This is a genomic window from Streptomyces sp. NPDC033165 (genome assembly GCF_055577965.1).
Window position 1 is genome coordinate 1 of the sequence record NZ_JBVIPK010000036.1, and the last position, 3,669, is coordinate 3,669.

Consider the following 3,669-nt stretch of genomic DNA (forward strand, 5'->3'; position numbering starts at 1 on the left):
GACGCGTCCACGGTCCAGGCGCTCTTCGACCGGTGGGTCCGTCTGCTGGACGCGGCCACCACCCACCCTGATCGGCCACTCGACGACATCGACATCCTCACCCCCGAAGAACACCGACAGGCGCTCGGCACCTGGCTGGACACCGGGGCCGAGGTCGGCGAGGACCTGCTGCCGGTACGTTTCGCCGAGCAGGCGCGGGCCACGCCGGATGCCGTCGCCCTGATCGCCGGGGACACCTCCCTGACGTACGCGGAACTGAACCGCAGCGCCAACCGGCTGGCCCACGCCCTGCTGCGCCGGGGTGCCGGACCGGACACGGTGATCGCGCTCGCCCTGCCGCGCTCCGTCGACCTGGTGGTAGCTCTCCTGGCGGTGCTCAAGACCGGTGCCGCGTACCTGCCACTGGACCCGGGCCATCCCTCCGGGCGCCTTGAGTACGTGCTGGCGGATGCCGAGCCGACGCTCCTGCTGACCACCGCGGCGACGGACGCCCAGCTACCGGCCGGCGGAGGGTCGCCGCAGCGGCTGACACTGGACTCCGCGGACACACAGGCGGTGCTGGCCGACTGCCCCGACACCGACCCGGACGACGCCGACCGTGCCGCGCCGCTGACAGCCGCCGATGCCGCGTATGTGATCTACACCTCCGGCTCGACCGGCCGCCCCAAGGGCGTGGTCGTGCCGCACGCCGCTCTGCTCAACTTCCTCCAGGCCATGCGGCACAAGGTGCCGCTGAGGCCCGACGAGCGGCTGCTCGCGGTCACCACGGTCGCCTTCGACATCGCGGCGCTGGAGTTGTACCACCCGCTGCTCTCGGGTGCCGCGGTCGTCCTCGCGCCCAAGGAAGCCGTCCCTCAGCCGTCCGCCCTGCTCGACCTGATCGCCCGGCACGGTGTCACCGTCGTGCAGGGAACGCCGTCCCTGTGGCAACTGCTGGTCGCACACGAACCGGACGCCCTGCGCGGACTGCGCGTACTGGTCGGCGGCGAGGCACTGCCCGTCGTCCTGGCCGACTCGCTGCGGACGCTCACCGAGGACCTCACCAACCTGTACGGACCGACCGAGACCACCATCTGGTCGACCGCCGCGGACCTGGCCGGCACCACGGGTGCACCGCCGATCGGCCGGCCGGTCATCAACACCCGGGTGTACGTCCTGGACGACGGGCTGCGGTTGGTCGCGCCGGGAGTGGTGGGGGAGCTGTACATCGCGGGTACGGGTGTGGCCCGCGGCTATCTGGGCCGACCGGGCCTGACGGCGGAGCGTTTCGTCGCCGACCCCTACGCTCCGGAGCCCGGTGCCCGGATGTACCGCACCGGTGACCTGGTGCGCCACAACCCGGACGGGGAGCTGGAGTTCGTCGGCCGTGCCGACCACCAGGTCAAGATCCGGGGGTTCCGTATCGAACCCGGCGAGATCGAGGCCGTGCTGACCGACCACCCCGACATCGCCCAGGCCGCCGTCGTCGTCCGCGAGGACGAGCCCGGGGACGCCCGGCTGGCCGCCTACGTCGTCGCCGACACCTCGGCGCGCGCGTACGACGAGGAGGTCGAGCAGAGCCAGCTGAGCGAGTGGCAGGACCTGTACGACTCCGTCTACGCCACCGCGCCCGGGACGGAGTTCGGCGAGAACTTCGCAAGCTGGAACAGCAGTTACGACGGTCAGCCGATTCCGCTGCCCGAGATGCTGGAGTGGCGCGACACGACCGTCGACCGCATCAGGACACTCCGCCCCCGCCGCGTCCTCGAAATAGGCGTGGGCACCGGACTGCTCCTCGCCCGGCTGGCACCCGACTGCGAGGAGTACTGGGGCACCGACTTCTCGCCCACCGTCATCAAGGACCTTCAGCGCCACGTCGACGCCGATCCCGAACTCGTCCCCCGGGTCCGGCTCCGCACCCGGCCCGCCCACGACTTCGACGGCCTCCCCGCAGGCCACTTCGACACGATCATCCTCAACTCCGTCGTCCAGTACTTCCCGAACGCGGGCTACCTGGAACAGGTCGTCGCGAACGCGGTCCGCGCACTCGCCCCCGGCGGGGCCCTCTTCATCGGCGACGTCCGCAACCCCCGGCTGCTGCGCACCTTCGCCGCAGCCGTCCACACCGCGCGCGCCGACGACCCGACGGACACGGCCGCCGTTCGCCGCGCGGTCGAGCAGAGCCTCGTCCTGGAGAAGGAACTCCTGGTGGACCCGGAGTACTTCACCGCGCTCGCCCACCACATCCCCGACCTCGCGGGCACCGACATCCAGCTCAAACGCGGCACCGCCCACAACGAACTCACCCGCTACCGCTACGACGCCACCCTCTACAAAACCGGCATCACCCCCCACCCGCTCACCGACATCCCCACCCGCCCCTGGCCCCGGCACACCGACCCCGGCGCCACCCTCGCCGATCTGCGACGCCACGTCGAAACCGAGTGCCCCGCCCAACTCCGCGTCACCGGCGTCCCGAACCCCCGACTCGCCCACGAACTCGCCGCGCAGCACACCCTCTACGGCGACACACCTCCGCCCGCCGACACCAACGCCACCCAGATCCCCCTGGAAGCGTTCCAGGCCCTGGGAGACGAACACGGCTACTGGACCTACATCACCTGGAGCACCCACGACCGCGACACGGTCGACGTCCTCCTCCTCGACCGGAGCCGACCTGCCGAGGGCACTCCTGTGGGTACCTACGCCCCTGCCGGCACGGGCACCTCGGTCACGCCCCTGTCGACGTGGACGACCAACCCCGCCGCACGCCGCGGCACCGGCGCCCTCGTCACCAAGCTCCGCGAGCACAGCCGTCACCATCTGCCCGACTACATGGTCCCCGCGTTCATCGTCCCCCTCGACCGGCTCCCGCTGACGGCCAACGGCAAGCTGGACCGTGCGGCGCTCCCGGAGCCGGACTTCTCGGTGTCGGCCGCGGGGCGGGAGGCGCGTACGCCGCAGGAGCAGATCGTGTGCGATCTGTTCGCGCAGGTCCTCGGGCTGTCGCGGGTCGGGGTGGACGACGACTTCTTCCACCTGGGCGGGCACTCGCTGCTGGCCACCCGTCTGATCGCCCAGGTCCGGGCAGTCTTCGGGGTCGAGCTGGAGCTGCGCTCGCTCTTCGAGGGCCCGACGCCGGCCGAGGTGGCCACGCTCCTGGACACCGCGGGGCCCGGCCGTCTGGCGCTGACACAGCGGCAGCGGCCCGACGTCATGCCGCTGTCCTTCGCCCAGCGTCGGCTGTGGTTCATCCACCAGATGGAGGGCCCCAGCGCCACCTACAACATTCCGCTGGCACTGCGGCTCACGGGTGAGCTGGACCGCGACGCGCTGCGGGCCGCCCTGGGCGACCTCGTGGCCCGTCACGAGAGTCTGCGGACGGTGTTCCCGGAGGCCGAGGGCGTGCCGTACCAGCACGTACTGGCGCCCGAGGCGGCCGTACCGCGTCTGATCGTCACCCCGACGAACGAGACCGAACTGCCCGACGCCCTTACGTCGGCGTCCCGCCACCCCTTCGACCTCGCGGCCGAACCACCCCTGCGAGCCGACCTGTTCGAGCTGGCGGCGCAGGAGTACGTGCTGCTGATAGTGGTCCATCACATTGCGGGTGATGGGTGGTCGTTGGGTCCTTTGGCTTCGGATCTGGCTCGTGCTTATGCGGCGCGGGTGCGGGGGGAGGTGCCGGGG

1 protein-coding gene is annotated in these 3,669 nt (G+C 71.4%); it reads left to right on the forward strand.

The features are described 5' to 3' along the window. Positions 1–3,669, forward strand: a 3,669-nt coding sequence (locus ACZ5WC_RS33140; RefSeq protein WP_468544289.1) for a non-ribosomal peptide synthetase, incomplete at both ends; no start/stop codon positions are given.